The sequence below is a fragment of the Mycobacterium sp. TH-M106 genome (assembly GCF_057473765.1).
Genome location: NZ_JBYCLE010000517.1, coordinates 1 through 15309, shown reverse-complemented (window position 1 = coordinate 15309; position 15309 = coordinate 1). Strand labels below are relative to the sequence as shown.

Below are 15309 nucleotides of genomic sequence, written 5' to 3'. Positions count from 1 at the left end.
TCCAAGCTCATGACGGTCACCACGACCTGGATCTCGTTGCGCAGGCCGGCGACGAACGACGGGCGCAGCGGGCGGTCGGTGAGCCGGCAGGTCAGGACCGCGTCGGTGGACGGCCGGCCCTCACGCCGGAAGAACGACCCAGGGATGCGTCCGGCGGCATACATCCGCTCCTCGACGTCGACGGTCAGCGGGAAGAAGTCCAAATGCTCTTTCGGGGCCTTGCTGGCGGTGGTCGCCGACAGCAGCATGGTCTCGTCGTCCAGGTAGGCGACGACGGCACCGGCGGCCTGCCGGGCCATCCGGCCGGTCTCGAATCGAATGGTGCGGGTGCCGTAGCTCCCGTTGTCGATGGTGGCGGTCGACTCGAACACGCCCTGTTCAATTTCAGCTACCGACATGAATGTCCGTTCTGGGGTCACACGGTTGTTTCGCTTCGCCACTTGTGGACCCCGAGAACCGGATGCGGCTACGGCCGTCGATCGAAGCGGCCGGCTCTGTCCCGAATCCGGGAGCCCGGCCGCCACTACCGAAGACCGCCCGATACAGGTTCAGCTGCCCGGTGATCGTGTCCCGTCGTGACGAGCCGGAGCGGAACACGCGGAGTTGCGCGGCCCACACCGATATCCTGGCCTATGCTGCCTCTGCTGCCTCAACGGCCTGGAACGGCCTTACTCTACACGCTTAATAGCGCGGGTTCAGTTCATGTCCTCCACGCATACCGTGAACCTGCGTTCATCGTAGGCGTAGCCGAGGCCACTGGCGCACTGGTCGACGCTATCCGCATCTTTGAGGATCTGGGTGGCACGCTGGCGGTGCGGCGCCGACGTGTCGGTGCAGTCCACCCGCGCCGGGTCGGTGTTGTGCTCGGGGTCGACGCTCATGCAGCCGCCGACCATCCAGTCGATGTCCAGACAGGCGGTGCTGGCCGACCTGCTGAATGCGTTCCGCAGCGAATAGGAGGAGTCGACGTCGGCGGGGCACTGCTCACCGTCCCCTTTCACGACGGCCACCACCTTGAAGTTGGAGGTGGGGCTCCCACAGGCCGCCCCGGTCGCGGTCGGCCGGTCCGCGGTGCCGCCGACGTGCAGACAATCCCCCACCTTCAGCTCCGCGGTGTTGGCCGCCGACGAGCACCCGGTCAACCCTGCGGAGAACATGACGACAGCGGCAGTCGGCAGAAGCCCAGTCAGAACACGCATACGCGCGTCAGCGCCGCAGGCCCAGGCGCTCGATCAGCGACCGGTACCGCTCCACGTCGACTTGAGCCACGTATTTGAGCAGTCGCCGCCGCCGCCCCACCAGCAGCAGCAGACCGCGCCGCGAGTGGTGGTCGTGTTTGTGCACCTTGAGGTGCTCGGTGAGGTCGGTGATCCGTCTGGTCAGCAATGCGACCTGCGCCTCCGGCGATCCGGTGTCGGTCTCATGCAGGCCATAGGTGCCCAGGATCTCCTTTTTCTGTTCGGCTGTCAGCGCCACGAAGCATCTCCATCAATCGGTCCGCGATCATCGGGAAAACGGGCAGCCACCGCGAACTGCAGCACACCCCGCGGCGGCGAGTGTAACAGCGCGGGCACCCGGCAAGCCCAACGAGCCCGTCGACGAAGGAAATTCAGTCGGTATCGAGCAGACTGCGCGCCTGCTCGGTGTCGGCATTCATGGCGGCGACCAGGTCGGGCACCGATTCGAACTTCTGCTGGCCCCGGATCCGGGCGACGAAGTCGACCGCGACGTGCTGGCCGTACAGGTCGCCGGTGCTGTCGATCACGAACGCCTCGACGGTGCGGGTGCGCCCGGAAAATGTCGGGTTGGTGCCGACCGACACCGCTGCGCGGTACCGCTCGCCGCAGACGATGCTGCCCGTCACCGGGGCGTGCCCGAGCACGGTGAACCAGGCGGCGTACACCCCGTCGGCCGGTATGGCCGAGTACATCGGCGGAGCGACGTTGGCGGTAGGAAAGCCCAGCTGTGTCCCCCGCCCGTCGCCGCGTACCACCACTCCTTCCACGCGGTGCGGCCGGCCCAGCGCCTCGGCTGCCGCCACCACGTCGCCGGCGTCGACGCAGGACCGGACGTAGGTGGAGGAGAACGTCACGGTCTCGGAGTTGTGATGTTCGGCCAGCAGCGACATCGCCTCGACCGCGAAGCCGAATCGCTCCCCTGCCCGGCGCAGCAGGTCGACGTTGCCCGCCGCTTTTTTGCCGAAGGTGAAGTTGGCGCCCACCACCACTTCCACCACGTGCAGGTGCTCGACCAGCAGCTCGTGGATGTAGCGCTCCGGCGTGAGCTTCATGAAATCGGTGGTGAACGGCATCACCAGGAACACGTCGATGCCGGCTTCCTCGACCAACTCGGCGCGACGTGCCAGGGTGGTCAACCGGGCGGGGTGGTTGCCGGGGAACACCACCTCCATCGGGTGCGGGTCGAAGGTCATCAGCACCGTCGGCACGCGGCGGGACCGGCCGGCCTTCACCGTGTGCGCGATCAACTCGGCGTGTCCGCGGTGGACCCCGTCGAACACCCCGATGGTGAGCACGCATCTGCCCCAGTCCGTGGGGATCTCGTCCTGTCCCCGCCACCGTTGCACAACCGCAAGCCTAAACTCTTTGGGCGTGAGCCCTAAGGACGAACCGGGTGCTCTGAGCACCATCGCCCAGGACTATCTGAAATTCATCTGGACTGCTCAGGAATGGTCGCCGGACAAGGTCAGCACCAAGATGCTCGCCCAGAAGATCGGGGTGTCGGCCAGCACCGCATCGGAGTCAATCCGCAAGCTGGCAGATCAGGGTCTGGTCGATCACGAGAAGTACGGCGCGGTGACGCTGACCGACGCCGGGCGCCGGGCCGCGCTGGCGATGGTACGTCGACATCGCCTACTGGAGACGTTCCTGGTGCGCGATCTGGGTTACAGCTGGGACGAGGTGCACGACGAGGCCGAGGTGCTCGAGCACGCGGTGTCCGACCGGCTGATGGCGCGCATCGACGCCAAGCTGGGGTTTCCTCAGCGCGACCCGCACGGCGACCCGATTCCGGCAACCGACGGGCAGGTGCCCACCCCGCCGGCGCATCAGCTGTGGGCCTGCCGCGACGGCGACTTCGGGACGGTGGCCCGCATCTCCGACGCCGACCCGGAGATGCTGCGTTACTTCGACGGCGTCGGCATCAGCCTGGACTCGCGGCTCCACGTGCTGACCCGCCGCGAATTCGCCGGGATCGTCTCGGTGGCCATCGAGGCGCCCGACGGCGCGCGCAGCACCGTCGATCTGGGCGGTCCGGCAGCGCAGGCGATCTGGGTGGTGGGCTGAGCTTGTCCATGTGGGCAGGTCCAATCCGATCGGAGATCTATTGCGGCGCGTCGGGGTCCTCGGCAGCTGCGAACCCGTTGCCCAGCTCAGTGAACCCGATCCTGGCCCCTTAATCTTCAAGGAATTCCGGCCAGGGGCACCCAGTCGTTCAGTCCGACAACGAAGACTCCGCCGAAGGCTATACTGCGAATCGTATGCATCCATCCTCCGCAGTCGTACCGCATCCGCACAAGGAGCACATCTCTTGTCCACATCAAAGGAGAACGCCGAGGTCTCACGGGCGCATCTGGCCGAGCACGAGAAAATGGCCGAGGCACACTTGCGAGAGCATCGAGAGCTCGCGGACGACCATCTCGCTGAACTCCGAGCCCTCACGGACCGGCATCTGGCCGAGCACCGCGCTCTCTCTCAACAGGATCACGTGTCCATCAGTGAGCTTGACTCATTGGCCGCGCGGCATATGGACGAGCACCGCAAGCTCATCGATCGACTGCTGCAGGATCACCACAAGCTGGCCGACCGGCATTTGGCCGAGTTGGGTGAACTCCAGAAACGCCATTCGCGTGAACACGAGGGATAACTGGTCCAGTCACGCGAGCGGCCACCGGGCGGTTGACACGTCATTCGCACGACCATCGACGAGCCGCTGAGCACCGACGCAATCTCGATGAGCTCCGGCGCCGCAGAAGGCGTCGAGTGCGAGGACTGGTTCTAACCGCCTCCGCCACCGTGGTGACCACCTTCGCAAACATCGGTGCCATGTTCGCCGGCGCGCCGATGCCAACCGCGACCGCCGCCTATCGGCCGACCTGATACCGCTGCTTCGAATGCCCGCAGATGGTTTTCTGAGGCGGCGCTCAAGTTTTCATACACTCGGTGGATGGCGGCCTGGTCACTGCCTTGCACAGCGCCAGACAGGTCGGCGATGTCACCAGTTTCGAGTTCAACTCCGACCGCGTACGCCCCTTCGACCGAGGACAGTCCCCGGGCAAGCCACCTCTCGTAGGCATCCTGAAGTTCAGTTCCGGCGTAAACGCCGGGCGGCTGCCCTACAGACGGATCGGGGACGCTGTACCGTTCGAGCAGTCGCCCGATCGCGTCGTAATGACGCTGTTCGCTGGCGGCAATGTTGTCGAAGATCGGCACACCCCACGCCCGGTGGAACTGCCGGTACAAATCGCGCGCCAACCGTTCCTCCTCGCGTATCAGGACCAGATCGGCCCACTCGCCCTCCGACAACGGACCATCAGCCGCTTCCAAACTATCGTCCACATTCATCCGATGACTCCTTCCTTGTGATCTTAGTTGACTTTGGTGTTTTTACCTGGGTAAGACAGAACTCCGCCTGCAGCGCCAAGCACTCGTAGCGGTGGCCGGTGACCGCGGACTGTATCGTCTTTGCGTTATCGTCTTTGCGTTCCTTGCCGAACGGCACCAACTCCAGCCCGAGCGCGGCGACGAAGCCGTGGATTGGCCTCGGTGACCGACGAAGAAGCCCTGCACCCCGGCGCCGTAAACCAACCCGTAAACTCACCGTGCCACCCACACGTTGCAATACACGCGGTCGATCGACTCGATCTCGAAGACAGTGGTCGCAAGCAAACGTTCACAGACGAGCCGCATCAAAGATCGAGCGGATGGATCCAGCGAAGCCGACGGAAGCGAGCGAACCCGCGGTCGGCGCTGAGCCAAGTCGCGTTGTTCTCAACCGCATAAGCGGCCAGATATGCGTCTGCGACATCGTTTCCGCGGGCGCCAATCTCGACAGCGAGCTCCCGAAACGCCATCCAGTGACGCTCCCCGGCACGAAGCCGCATGGCACCTGGCGCGGCAAGCAGCGCATCGACCGCAGTCCGCGCCTCATCCGGGCTCGACGGCTCGGTGAAGACCCGCCGGTTGGTCATTACCCGCAGGAAACCACTGAGCACCAGATCCGGCAGACCAAGCGGCTCATCATCATTGGCGAGCCTCTCAAGCAACGCCCGGTAGTCGTCGTGCTCCGGCAGGTCCGACCGGTGCGCATAGACGAGAACGTTCACGTCAACGCAGCGCATCGACCGACACGCCTTCGTCCATCGCCTCGGCAACGGCGGCGTTGGACGACAGGTCCACACCGGGCCGAAGCCCGCCCCTGCCGATCGGCCGGACCGCAAAAGGGTTTGCCCTTGCCGGCGTGGATGGACTGAGGCCGCGCCGTACGGCGTCCTCCAGAACAGCGGCGACGGTTCGACCGGACCGGGCAGCCCGCGCCTTCACCTCACGGTAGAGGTCATCATCAATGCGGATCGTCGTGCGCACACTGACATCTTAGCATCACCACAAGACGTAAAGATGCCAGTCGAGTCCACCGGTATCGAAGCCGCCGGCGGCAGGTACCCGACTTTATCGATAAAGCATACAGTGCTGACTGTAGCTTTCACGCCGGTATCTTGACAAGCGAGTGCCGTTCGTGCAGCATAAGCCGGTCACATCTTGCGCGCTAGCTAAAGCCAGACAGCGGAGATGACTCGCAGCGATTGGCAACTGGATCTCACGTCATACCGCATCCGAGGGAGGTTGCTGTGGCAAATCTTCTGGAAAGACCGGCTGATCCAGGCTCCGGGGGCTCGTGGCGGCCGAGCTTGCCGCCAGCACAGCAGCCGGCCATGAGTCCCCGAGCGCCGTGCCACAGCAAACCCGACGCCAGGTGGACTACCCGCACATGCCGAGTCGGTCAGTTTACCTGCTGGCTAGCACGGTCCTCATCCGCTGAGACGCTCGACCCGTTGGGAGGTCGCAATGTTAAGTCGTAGGTGGCGCTTCCTGGGTATCGGTCTAACAGCGAGCGGCGGTGCCGGTCTCTTGGCGCTCACGTCGATCATGAATGCCGCGTTCGCCTACGGCGACGACGTTACGTTGGTGCTCGGTGGGCACCGGACTTGTGATGCCTAACCCACCGCCCAGCTTCATCACCGAGGGCACCAATAACTACGTGACACCCAATTTCCCGGGCTTTACGACTGCCAACGCACAGGGCGTGTACACGCCCGAGCAGCTTTATCCGCTCACCGGTGTCAATACCTTGACGCTAAACCAATCGGTGTCTGATGGTGTCGACATTCTCGATCAGGCGATTTTGAAACAGATCCACGAGGGCAACCATGTCGTCGTCCTCACTGACTCCCAGAGCGGAATCATCGCCAGCGAAGCAATGAGCGACCTAGCTGCCCTCCCGACTAGCGAACAACCCAGTGCCGACCAGCTCGGCTTTGTGTTCCTCGTCGACCCCGACAATCCCAACGGCGGCCTCTTCGCGCGCTATCCGGACATTTACCTTCCGGCGTTTGGTCTCACACTCAACGGCGCAACCCCTACGGATACCATCTACCCGAGCGATATGTACGCTCTGGAATACGACGGAGCGTCGGACTACCCACAGTACCCGATTGATATCCTGGCAGATGTTAATGCTGTCCTGGGTTTCATCTATGTGCACCCAACGGCGGGTGCCCTCACGCCCGCGGAAATCGCTACGGCAATAAAACTGCCGACAGAAGGGGCAAGCGCCATCAACTATTACGTGATTCCGACGGAGGACCTGCCGCTGCTGGATCCGTTGCGTTCCATTCCGGTCATCGGGAATCCTTTGGCCGATTTGCTGCAGCCAGACCTAACAGTCCTGGTCAACCTAGGTTATGGCAGTCCAGATTTCGGCTATTCGACAGGACCAGCGAACGTAGCTACCCCCGCCGGGTTCCTACCCAACGTTGACTGGGCCACGGTATTGACCGACCTGATAACAGGAGCTCAGCGGGGCGTGAATGCCGCTATCAGCGACATCGAGGCTGAAGGTAAAGGGTTAACGTCGTTATCAGACCCCGTTTCGTCCGACCCGTTTGCGGGGATTTTCACCGAGATTTCGGAGGCTCTCACCCCTATTTACCAGGAGATCGAGGTGTCGGCACCGCCGGTGCCGGTGCCTACAATAACTCCAGGCGACACCGTCGGCAATGTCATTTCAGTAGTGCAGGCTCTGAACACTAATACCGTCGAAAACCTGACCCTGGCACTCGGTGGTGGCGCTGCGGCGTTCCTCCCGCCGGTGGATGTGGCCAGCGAAGTCATGACCACCACTCCTTCTGTCATGGTTAATCATTTCCTCTCCGGGATTGGTGCTCTAGCCAGCGGAAATGTTGACGGATTCGTCAACGACATCGGTGTCTTGCCCGGTGAGTTTATGACTTTTATGGGTTTTATGACATTGTTTCTCGGAGACAACGTCTTGAATCTCGTTGCGACCGACGTGGCCGCGCTGGAGGGCACAATTGAGGGCGATTTTGACATCATATCGGCGTTGACGACGCCCTAAACAGCCGTTGGGTTGTTTGCCGATCCACAACTGAATTCGCTGTGCGCCGCCACCGCTTGCCGACCTGATCCAACCGGACTTGAAGGTGATCATTAACTTGGGCTCACGGCACGTACCTAATTCTCACAGCAGCTGCTTGTTCACCCCCTGCACAGTGCTGCCCACCCCGGCGAGACTGTTCCCGACCGACGTCGTCCGGTGAACGGTGCCAGCTGATCGGGTATAGATAACCGCCAGCGACCGTATCATCACTCCACGGTTACCCACAGCTCAATCCAGAGATGCCTAGAGCTCAATCCAGAGATGCCTAGAGAGTGTGCACCGCAGCGGCGGGGTAGTCAAGATACGTTCAGCACTGTATGGTTCTGTGTTATCCGCCGCCATTGGTGGTGGTGTTCTGGGAGGAGTGCGATGTCAGACAAGGTGTTCGTCATCGGTGTCGGGATGACGAAGTTCGAGAAGCCGGGGCGCCGCGAAGGCTGGGACTACCCGGACATGGCCCGCGAGTCCGGGACCAACGCGCTGCGGGATGCCGGAATTGACTACCACCTGGTCGAGCAGGGCTATGTCGGGTACGTCTACGGCGAGTCGACGTCGGGCCAGCGCGCGCTTTACGAACTGGGCATGACCGGCATCCCGATCGTCAACGTCAACAACAACTGCTCGACCGGGTCGACCGCGCTGTACCTTGCCGCGCAAACGATTCGCGGCGGTCTGGCCGACTGCACGATCGCGCTCGGGTTCGAGAAGATGAAATCCGGTTCGCTGGAGTCGACCTACGACGACCGCGCGCAGCCGATAGAAAAGCACATCCTGGCGATGGCCGAGATCTCCGAAGTGCTGTTCCCCCCGGCGCCGTGGATGTTCGGGGCCGCCGGCCGCGAGCACATGCAGCGATACGGCTCCACCGCGGAGCATTTCGCCAAGATTGGCTACAAAAACCACCAGCATTCGGTGAACAACCCGTACGCGCAGTTCCAGGAGTCCTACTCGCTCGATGACATCCTGGCTTCGCGGATGATCTACGACCCGCTGACCAAGTTGCAGTGCTCGCCGACCTCGGATGGCTCCGGTGCGGCGGTCCTGGCCAGCGAGAAGTTCGTCGACGAGCACGGCTTGGCCGGACAGGCGGTGGAGATCGTCGGGCAGGCCATGACCACCGACTTCGCCAGCAGCTTCGACGGCACCTGCAAGGGGCTGATCGGTTACGACATGAATGTGCAGGCCGCGCAACGTGTTTATCACCAGTCGGGTCTGGGTCCGGAGGATTTCCAGGTGATCGAGCTGCACGACTGCTTTTCGGCCAACGAGTTGTTGCTGTACGAAGCGCTGGGGCTGTGCGGCGAGGGCGAGGCGCCCAAGTTGATCGACAACGGCGACACCACCTATGGCGGGCGGTGGGTGGTCAACCCGTCCGGCGGCCTGATCTCCAAGGGGCACCCGTTGGGGGCCACCGGTCTGGCGCAGTGCGCCGAACTGACCTGGCAATTGCGTGGTGCCGCCGATAAGCGGCAAGTCGATGGGGTCACCGCGGCACTGCAACACAACATCGGCCTTGGCGGCGCGGCCGTCGTCACCGCGTATCAGCGGGCCGAACGCTAACACAAAGGAGGACAACTAATGGGACACATCGAAGCTACTCGGGAACTGTCGGCGAGCCCGGATGCGCTGTGGGGAACCGTCAGCGACCTGGCCAACTGGGACAAGTGGTTCACCGTGCACGAGAAGTGGCTGGAGGAACCGCCGGCCGCGCTCTCGGCGGGTGCGAAGCTGACCGCCAAGATCGTCATGCTGGGAATGGCCAACAAAATCGAGTGGACGATCGAATCGGTGGAGGCGCCGCGGCGCCTGGTGCTGGCGGGCACCGGAATGGCTGGTGTTAAGGCGCAGTTCACCTTCACCATAGAGCCAGCGGCAAGCGGCTCGAATTTCAGCGTCTTCGGTGAGTTCGAGGGTGCCCTGATCAAGGGTGCGCTGGGCAAAGCGGTGGAAAAGGACGGTGCCAAGCAACTCGACAAGACGCTCGACCAGCTCGACGCGCTGGCCTCGGCGTCGACCTGAGCGGATGCCGATGACCCAGGAGATGGAGTTCGACGACAGCGCCCTGGACCAGTGGACCGACGAAGAGCGGTTCGAGGTCACCCGGGAACGGTTGGCCGAATATGCGGCGGCCACCAACGACCCGATCGACGCGCACCGACGAGGCGATGTCGCGCCGCCGGTGTTCGCGATCGTGCCGGTCTTCGAGGCGCTGCTCACCCCGGCCGTCGACGTGATGCCGGCCGAGGCGATCCCGCGAGTCGTGCACGGAGAGCAGGACTTCCACTTCCACCGGCCGATCCGGCCGGGTGACAGGCTGGTTTCGCGCGGCAAGATGATCGGCTACCAGGGACTGGAGAAAGGCACCCGGGCCGCGATCGTACTGGAGTGCCGCACCGAGGCCGGCGAACTGGTCAACGAGCAGTACGTCACCACGTTCGTGCGCGGGTTGCGGGTCGGAAAGGCGGTCGGCGAACTGAGCCCGGACCACAAATTCGACGACAAGCTACGCGACAACGCGCCCGCGGCCAAGGTCATCGCGCACATCGACGCCGACCAGACGTTCCGTTACGCGCCGGCTGCCGGTGATCCAATGCCGATCCACCTCGACGAGGAGGTGGCCAAAGACGCCGGGCTGCCGGGCATCATCGCGCACGGGTTGTGCACGATGGCGTTTACCTCGTGGGCGGTGCTCACCGAACTCGCCGGCTCGGACGTCAACCGGCTCAAGCGGTTCGCGGTGCGGTTCTCCAAACCGGTGCTGCCGGGGGATGATCTGGAGACCCGAATTTGGGAAAAGGACCGCGACAGCGGCATCACCAGCTATGCATTCGAGACCGCCCGGGGTGAGGACTTCGTCATCACCGATGGTCTCGCCGAGATCTCCAACGAGTAGGGGAACATACCGATGGGTGTATTGGATGGCCGGGTCGCGGTGATCACCGGTGCCGGCCGTGGGATCGGGCGCGAGCATGCGCTGCTGTTCGCCAAGGAGGGGGCCAGGGTCGTGGTCAACGACGTGGGCGGGGACAACACCGGCGCCGGAGCCGATAGCAGCCCGGCCCGCGCCGTGGTCGACGAGATCGCCGCCGCCGGCGGCACGGCCGTCGCCAACACCGAGAACATCGCGACCTGGGCGGGCGCGGAAAGCGTTGTTCGCCAAGCGGTGGACGAGTTCGGTCGGCTCGACGTGCTGGTCAACAACGCAGGCATTCTGCGAGATGCGTTCATCGCGGGCATGGAGGAGGCGCAGTGGGATGTGGTCATCGCTGTCCACCTCAAGGGGCATTTCGCGATGCTGCACCATGCCGCCGCGTACTGGAAGGCGCAGTCGAAGGCAGGGGATCAGCCCAACGCTGCGGTGATCAACACCACGTCGGGCTCCGGCGTCACATTGCCGAACGCCGGACAGGCCAACTACGGCTCGGCCAAGGCCGGGATAGCAGCGCTGACGTTGATCGCCGCCGACGAGTTGGACCGGTACGGGGTGCGGGTCAATGCGATCGCGCCGATCGCCCGGACCCGGCTCACCCTGGCCACCCCGGGTATGGGCTCGTTGATGGCCGAACCCGAGGACGGTGAGCTCGACCTGTTCAGTCCGGCCAACATCTCCCCGCTGGCCGCCTACCTGGCCACCGACAAATGCCCGGTCACCGGAAAGGTGTACGCGGTTCAGGGCGGGGCTATCTCGCTGCTGGCCGGCTGGCGCGACGTGGACACCATCGAAACCGATGGACCGTGGCTGATCGACGATATCGCCGACCGGCTGCCGCAATGAGCAGGAGCAGCTGATGTTTGAGTGGTCTGACACCGACCTGATCATGCGCGATACGGTGCGCGAATTCATCCGCAAAGAAATCCGGCCGCACCTCGACGCACTGGAGACCGGCGAGCTGTCGCCGTACCCCATCGCGCGCAAACTGTTTGCCGAGTTCGGCTTGGACGCGCTGGCCGCCGAAGCGGTGAAGACGATGCTGAATCGCGAGCGCGCCCGGCAGTCAGAGCCGGAGCGGACGGGTTCGGGCGGGTTGGGTGCGCTGGGCGCCCAGGTGTCGATGGTCGCGGTGCTGGTGTCCGAACTGGCCGGCGTCAGCATCGGGTTGCTTTCCACGATCGGCGTCAGCCTCGGCCTGGGCGCAGCAACCATCATGAGCCGCGGCACGCTGGCCCAAAAGGAGCGCTGGCTGCCCGACTTGATGACGCTGGACAAGATCGCGGCCTGGGCGATCACCGAACCCGACTCTGGGTCTGACGCCTTCGGCGGCATGAAAACCTATGTCAAGCGCGACGGCGACGACTACATCCTCAACGGGCAGAAGACGTTCATCACCAACGGGCCCGATGCCGACGTGCTGATCGTCTACGCCAAGCTCGACGACGGTTCGGCCGATCGGCGCAGGCGCCCGGTGCTGACCTTCGTGCTCGACTCCGGAATGCCCGGTCTGACTCAGGGCAAGCCGTTCAAGAAGATGGGCATGATGTCGTCGCCGACCGGCGAATTGTTCTTCGACAATGTGCGGATCACGCCGGACCGGTTGCTCGGCGAGTCCGAACAGCACAGCGGCGGAGACGGCCGGGAAAGTGCCCGGGCGAACTTCTCCGCCGAACGGCTGGGTGTGGCGCTGATGGCGCTGGGGATCATCAACGAATGCCACCGGCTATGCATCGATTACGCAAAGAACCGCACGCTGTGGGGCCAGAATATCGGCCAGTTCCAGCTGATCCAGCTCAAGCTGGCGAAGATGGAAGTGGCCCGGATCAACGTGCAGAACATGGTGTTTGCCACGTGCGAGAAGCTGCAGGCCGGCAAGGTACCGGGGCTGGCGGAGGCGTCGGCGATCAAGCTGTATTCGTCGGAAGCCGCGACCGACGTCGCGATGGAGGCGGTGCAGTTGTTCGGCGGCAACGGCTACATGGCCGAGTACCGCGTCGAACAACTGGCGCGCGACGCGAAGTCGTTGATGATCTACGCCGGCAGCAACGAGGTCCAGGTGACCCACATCGCCAAGGGCCTGCTGTCGGCATGACCGCCAGCACGGCCCGGGCGTTGCGGCGCACGTCGGTGGCGATCGCCGACCAGTTGACATACAGTCCGCTGGCGCGCTCGGTGATGACCGCGGGCCTGCACCTGGCAGTGTCGAATCCGGGTGTGCTCGGCTGGATTCGGCCGTTCGCCGACTGGATGGTCGCCTACGCCAGCGCGGTGGTTTCCGGTACCCGGGTGCAGATCGTGCCCGGCCCGCCGTGCGGAGAGTGGGTGCGGGCACCGGGCGCCGGCGATGGCCCCGGAGTGATGCTAGTGCTGCACGGCAGCGGCTACCTGATCTGTTCGGCACGTACCCACCGGGGGTTCGCGTCGCACCTGTCGCGGTACGCCGGGATGCCCGCTCTGGTGATCGACTACCGGCTGGCGCGCGAACACCGGTTCCCGGCGGCCGAGGACGATGCGAAAGCCGACACCGCGTCGTGAAGGATCTGTTGCGTGCGGCTGTTGTGCTGCACCGCCGCGGGCTGGTGGACCTGCGGCGCCCGGACTTTGCGCTGCGGGCATTCTGGGAGATGCGGCGGTACGGTGTATTCGGCGGGCTGACCGCCTACACCGCCGCCCGTTACGGCGACGCGCCGGCGATCACTGATGAGTCGGGCACCCTGCGCTTCCGTGAGCTGGACGAGACGTCCAACGCGTTGGCGCGTGGGCTGCGCGCCAACGGGGTTCGCCCCGACGTGGGGGTCGCCGTGTTGCATCGCAACTCCAGGGCCATCATGCTCACGCTGAGCGCGGCCAACAAGATCGGTGCCCGGGTGGTGCTGATGAACACCGGCTTCGCCGGGCCGCAACTTGCCGATGTCTGTGCCCGGGAAAAGGTCAGCTGCGTTTTCGCCGATGACGAATTCGGCGATCGGGTCGACGCGCTGTCGACGGATACCGTGCTGGTCGGCCAATCGCGCGCGGCGCTGCCCGCGCCGGACCGCCCGGGTGGCATGGTGTTGCTGACCAGCGGGACCACCGGCACCCCGAAAGGCGCACCGCGCAACCGGATCGACCCGTGGCAGTCGGCCCAACTTCTGGACCGGATCGCCTGGCCGGCCGGCGGCGCCTATTGTGTGGCGGCTCCGCTGTTCCATGCCACCGGCCTGGCGACGTGCGCACTGGGCCTGGCCCTGGGCAACCGGATTGTGTTGGCGCGCCGATTCGATCCGGAAGCCACGCTGGCATCCGTCGCGAAATACCGCGCCGGCGCGCTAGTCCTGGTCCCGACGATGTTGCAGCGAATCCTCGACCTGGGTCGCGAGACCCTCGAGCGATACGACACCTCGTCACTGCAGGTGGTGTTCGCCGCCGGATCGGCGTTGTCTCCGGACCTGTGTCGTCGTACCGCGGCGGCGTTCGGTGATGTGCTCTACAACCTCTACGGGTCGACCGAAGTCGCGGCGGCCGCCGTCGCGACGCCGCAGGAATTGCGGGCTGCACCCGGCACCGTCGGCCGGCCACCCGTCGGATGCCAGCTCGCCTGCTACGACGAGCACCGCCGCAAAATCACCATGCCTGGGCAGGTGGGCACGTTGTTCGTGTCGAGCGGCCTGAGCTTCACTGGATACACCAACGGCGACAACAAGGAGATCGTCGACGGGTTGTTGTCTACCGGCGACACCGGGCATTTCGATGAGTCTGGCCTGTGGTTCGTCGACGGCCGCAACGACGAGATGATCGTGTCCGGCGGGGAGAACGTCTTTCCGCTCGAAGTCGAGAATCTGCTGGCCGAGCACCCCGACATCGTCGATGCCGCGGTGGTGGGCGTCGATGATCCGGAGTTCGGAAAACGGCTGCGCGCCTACGTGGTCAGCAGCTCTCGTCTCGTCGCCGATGACGTCCGGGCCTATGTGCGGACGCATCTCGCCCGGCACAAGGTGCCCCGAGACGTGGTCTTCGTGAAACAGCTGCCCCGCAACGAAACCGGCAAGGTGCTCAAGTCCATGTTGGAGGAGCACCAATGACGAAGCAGCGAAACAGTCTTCGAGGCAAGGTTGTCGCGACCACCGGAGGCTCGCGGGGCATCGGCAAAGCCACCGGCACGGCGTTCCTGCGCGCCGGCGCCAGGGTGGCGCTCGGCGACATCGACGCGGAGCTGGCTGAGAAGACGGCCGACGAGCTGGGCGAGTCGATCGGGGGTGAGGTGTGCGGCTGTGAGCTCGACGTCACCGACCGGCCGGGGTTTGCGGCGTTTCTTGACCACACCGAACACCGGCTGGGGCCGCTCGACGTCCTGGTGAACAACGTCCACCGTCGACACCCTGCGCCGGGTCGGCGAACGGTTCGGCTTCTCGAATCGATGTCGCTGGTGTCCGAACACGATTCTCAAGCGACGCGGGTCCAAGGCTGGCGGTCAGTGTCGCTAGATACATACCGGGATGACTGTATCTTGATTAACCGCCGCAACGGTGGGAGGATCGACGTCAGCCCGGTGGTGGCGGGCACGTGTTCGACGACTCGCCACTGAATGCGCTGTAAGTCTCAATGCGCTTGAGGTGTTTCTGACTTAACCGCAGAGATCGCGCGGGAAATTACCCAACTCATGGCGTCTCCCCGGTGGGGTTGGTGTGGGCGCGATGGTAGTCGAT

Annotated in this window: 17 protein-coding genes and 1 pseudogene; 10 read left to right on the top strand and 8 right to left on the bottom strand. The window is 64.3% G+C overall.

Features of this window, described 5'->3' with window-relative positions; translation table 11 throughout:
- The 4 genes and pseudogenes from AC2VOP_RS18120 to AC2VOP_RS18105 all read right to left on the bottom strand — a co-directional run.
- Positions 1-398: pseudogene (locus AC2VOP_RS18120) on the bottom strand (polyribonucleotide nucleotidyltransferase); the annotation flags it as partial.
- A 297-nt stretch (positions 399-695) separates the two neighbouring features.
- On the bottom strand, positions 696-1199 hold the full coding sequence (lppU, locus tag AC2VOP_RS18115) for an LppU family putative lipoprotein (RefSeq protein WP_486962249.1): 504 nt from the start codon (positions 1197-1199) through the stop codon (positions 696-698).
- Between the two features lie 7 nt (positions 1200-1206).
- Positions 1207-1476, bottom strand: coding sequence for a 30S ribosomal protein S15 (gene rpsO, locus AC2VOP_RS18110; RefSeq protein ID WP_486962248.1), 270 nt, complete (start codon positions 1474-1476; stop codon positions 1207-1209).
- Between the two features lie 133 nt (positions 1477-1609).
- Positions 1610-2584: a bifunctional riboflavin kinase/FAD synthetase gene (locus AC2VOP_RS18105; RefSeq protein WP_486962247.1), complete on the bottom strand. Its 975-nt coding sequence runs from the start codon at positions 2582-2584 to the stop codon at positions 1610-1612.
- A 25-nt stretch (positions 2585-2609) separates the two neighbouring features.
- Here AC2VOP_RS18105 and mntR point away from each other — a divergent pair, with 25 nt between their 5' ends.
- Positions 2610-3302: a manganese-binding transcriptional regulator MntR gene (gene mntR / locus AC2VOP_RS18100; RefSeq protein ID WP_486962246.1), complete on the top strand. Its 693-nt coding sequence runs from the start codon at positions 2610-2612 to the stop codon at positions 3300-3302.
- 274 nt (positions 3303-3576) lie between these two features.
- On the opposite strand, the gene AC2VOP_RS18095 is transcribed toward mntR, so the two are convergent.
- From AC2VOP_RS18095 to AC2VOP_RS18080, 4 genes are all read right to left on the bottom strand, one after another.
- Positions 3577-3723, bottom strand: a complete 147-nt coding sequence (locus AC2VOP_RS18095) for a hypothetical protein (RefSeq protein WP_486962245.1) — start codon at positions 3721-3723, stop codon at positions 3577-3579.
- 290 nt (positions 3724-4013) lie between these two features.
- Positions 4014-4580 carry a DUF2202 domain-containing protein gene (locus tag AC2VOP_RS18090; protein WP_486962244.1) on the bottom strand — a complete coding sequence of 189 codons (567 nt, stop codon included), beginning with the start codon at positions 4578-4580 and terminating at the stop codon, positions 4014-4016.
- A gap of 344 nt (positions 4581-4924) precedes the next feature.
- Positions 4925-5356 carry a type II toxin-antitoxin system VapC family toxin gene (locus AC2VOP_RS18085; protein WP_486962243.1) on the bottom strand — a complete coding sequence of 144 codons (432 nt, stop codon included), beginning with the start codon at positions 5354-5356 and terminating at the stop codon, positions 4925-4927.
- Positions 5343-5600: a ribbon-helix-helix protein, CopG family gene (locus AC2VOP_RS18080; protein ID WP_486962242.1), complete on the bottom strand. Its 258-nt coding sequence runs from the start codon at positions 5598-5600 to the stop codon at positions 5343-5345. The genes AC2VOP_RS18085 and AC2VOP_RS18080 overlap by 14 nt, the downstream gene beginning before the upstream one ends.
- 607 nt (positions 5601-6207) lie before the next feature.
- Between AC2VOP_RS18080 and AC2VOP_RS18075 the strand changes: the two genes are divergently transcribed.
- The 9 genes from AC2VOP_RS18075 (at position 6208) to AC2VOP_RS18035 (ending at position 15188) form a co-directional block, all read left to right on the top strand.
- Positions 6208-7650, top strand: a complete 1443-nt coding sequence (locus AC2VOP_RS18075; protein WP_486962241.1) for a PE-PPE domain-containing protein — start codon at positions 6208-6210, stop codon at positions 7648-7650.
- 411 nt (positions 7651-8061) lie between these two features.
- Positions 8062-9252, top strand: a complete 1191-nt coding sequence (locus AC2VOP_RS18070) for a lipid-transfer protein (protein WP_486962240.1) — start codon at positions 8062-8064, stop codon at positions 9250-9252.
- An 18-nt stretch (positions 9253-9270) separates the two neighbouring features.
- On the top strand, positions 9271-9711 hold the full coding sequence (locus AC2VOP_RS18065; RefSeq protein ID WP_486962239.1) for a type II toxin-antitoxin system Rv0910 family toxin: 441 nt from the start codon (positions 9271-9273) through the stop codon (positions 9709-9711).
- A gap of 10 nt (positions 9712-9721) precedes the next feature.
- The gene (locus tag AC2VOP_RS18060; RefSeq protein ID WP_486962250.1) at positions 9722-10585 is read left to right on the top strand and encodes a MaoC/PaaZ C-terminal domain-containing protein; all 864 of its coding nucleotides are present in this window, start codon (positions 9722-9724) and stop codon (positions 10583-10585) included.
- 12 nt (positions 10586-10597) lie between these two features.
- Positions 10598-11467, top strand: a complete 870-nt coding sequence (locus tag AC2VOP_RS18055) for an SDR family oxidoreductase (protein WP_486962238.1) — start codon at positions 10598-10600, stop codon at positions 11465-11467.
- A 13-nt stretch (positions 11468-11480) separates the two neighbouring features.
- Positions 11481-12716 (top strand): acyl-CoA dehydrogenase family protein, encoded by a 1236-nt coding sequence (locus AC2VOP_RS18050; RefSeq protein WP_486962237.1) that lies wholly within the window; start codon positions 11481-11483, stop codon positions 12714-12716.
- On the top strand, positions 12713-13159 hold the full coding sequence (locus AC2VOP_RS18045; RefSeq protein WP_486962236.1) for an alpha/beta hydrolase: 447 nt from the start codon (positions 12713-12715) through the stop codon (positions 13157-13159). Before AC2VOP_RS18050 ends, AC2VOP_RS18045 begins: the two co-directional genes overlap by 4 nt.
- Positions 13156-14685 (top strand): AMP-binding protein, encoded by a 1530-nt coding sequence (locus AC2VOP_RS18040; protein WP_486962235.1) that lies wholly within the window; start codon positions 13156-13158, stop codon positions 14683-14685. Before AC2VOP_RS18045 ends, AC2VOP_RS18040 begins: the two co-directional genes overlap by 4 nt.
- Positions 14682-15188, top strand: a complete 507-nt coding sequence (locus tag AC2VOP_RS18035; protein ID WP_486962234.1) for an SDR family NAD(P)-dependent oxidoreductase — start codon at positions 14682-14684, stop codon at positions 15186-15188. The genes AC2VOP_RS18040 and AC2VOP_RS18035 overlap by 4 nt, the downstream gene beginning before the upstream one ends.
- Positions 15189-15309 lie beyond the last annotated feature (121 nt).

Excerpts from the sequence above, each read along its gene's own strand:
- AC2VOP_RS18065 (WP_486962239.1), top strand. The coding sequence starts at position 9,271 with ATGGGACACATCGAAGCTACTCGGGAACTGTCGGCGAGCCCGGATGCG.
- AC2VOP_RS18090 (WP_486962244.1), bottom strand. The coding sequence starts at position 4,580 with ATGAATGTGGACGATAGTTTGGAAGCGGCTGATGGTCCGTTGTCGGAG.
- lppU (WP_486962249.1), bottom strand. The coding sequence starts at position 1,199 with ATGCGTGTTCTGACTGGGCTTCTGCCGACTGCCGCTGTCGTCATGTTC.
- AC2VOP_RS18070 (WP_486962240.1), top strand. The coding sequence starts at position 8,062 with ATGTCAGACAAGGTGTTCGTCATCGGTGTCGGGATGACGAAGTTCGAG.
- AC2VOP_RS18050 (WP_486962237.1), top strand. The coding sequence starts at position 11,481 with ATGTTTGAGTGGTCTGACACCGACCTGATCATGCGCGATACGGTGCGC.
- AC2VOP_RS18085 (WP_486962243.1), bottom strand. The coding sequence starts at position 5,356 with ATGCGCTGCGTTGACGTGAACGTTCTCGTCTATGCGCACCGGTCGGAC.
- AC2VOP_RS18055 (WP_486962238.1), top strand. The coding sequence starts at position 10,598 with ATGGGTGTATTGGATGGCCGGGTCGCGGTGATCACCGGTGCCGGCCGT.
- AC2VOP_RS18045 (WP_486962236.1), top strand. The coding sequence starts at position 12,713 with ATGACCGCCAGCACGGCCCGGGCGTTGCGGCGCACGTCGGTGGCGATC.
- AC2VOP_RS18035 (WP_486962234.1), top strand. The coding sequence starts at position 14,682 with ATGACGAAGCAGCGAAACAGTCTTCGAGGCAAGGTTGTCGCGACCACC.
- AC2VOP_RS18060 (WP_486962250.1), top strand. The coding sequence starts at position 9,722 with ATGACCCAGGAGATGGAGTTCGACGACAGCGCCCTGGACCAGTGGACC.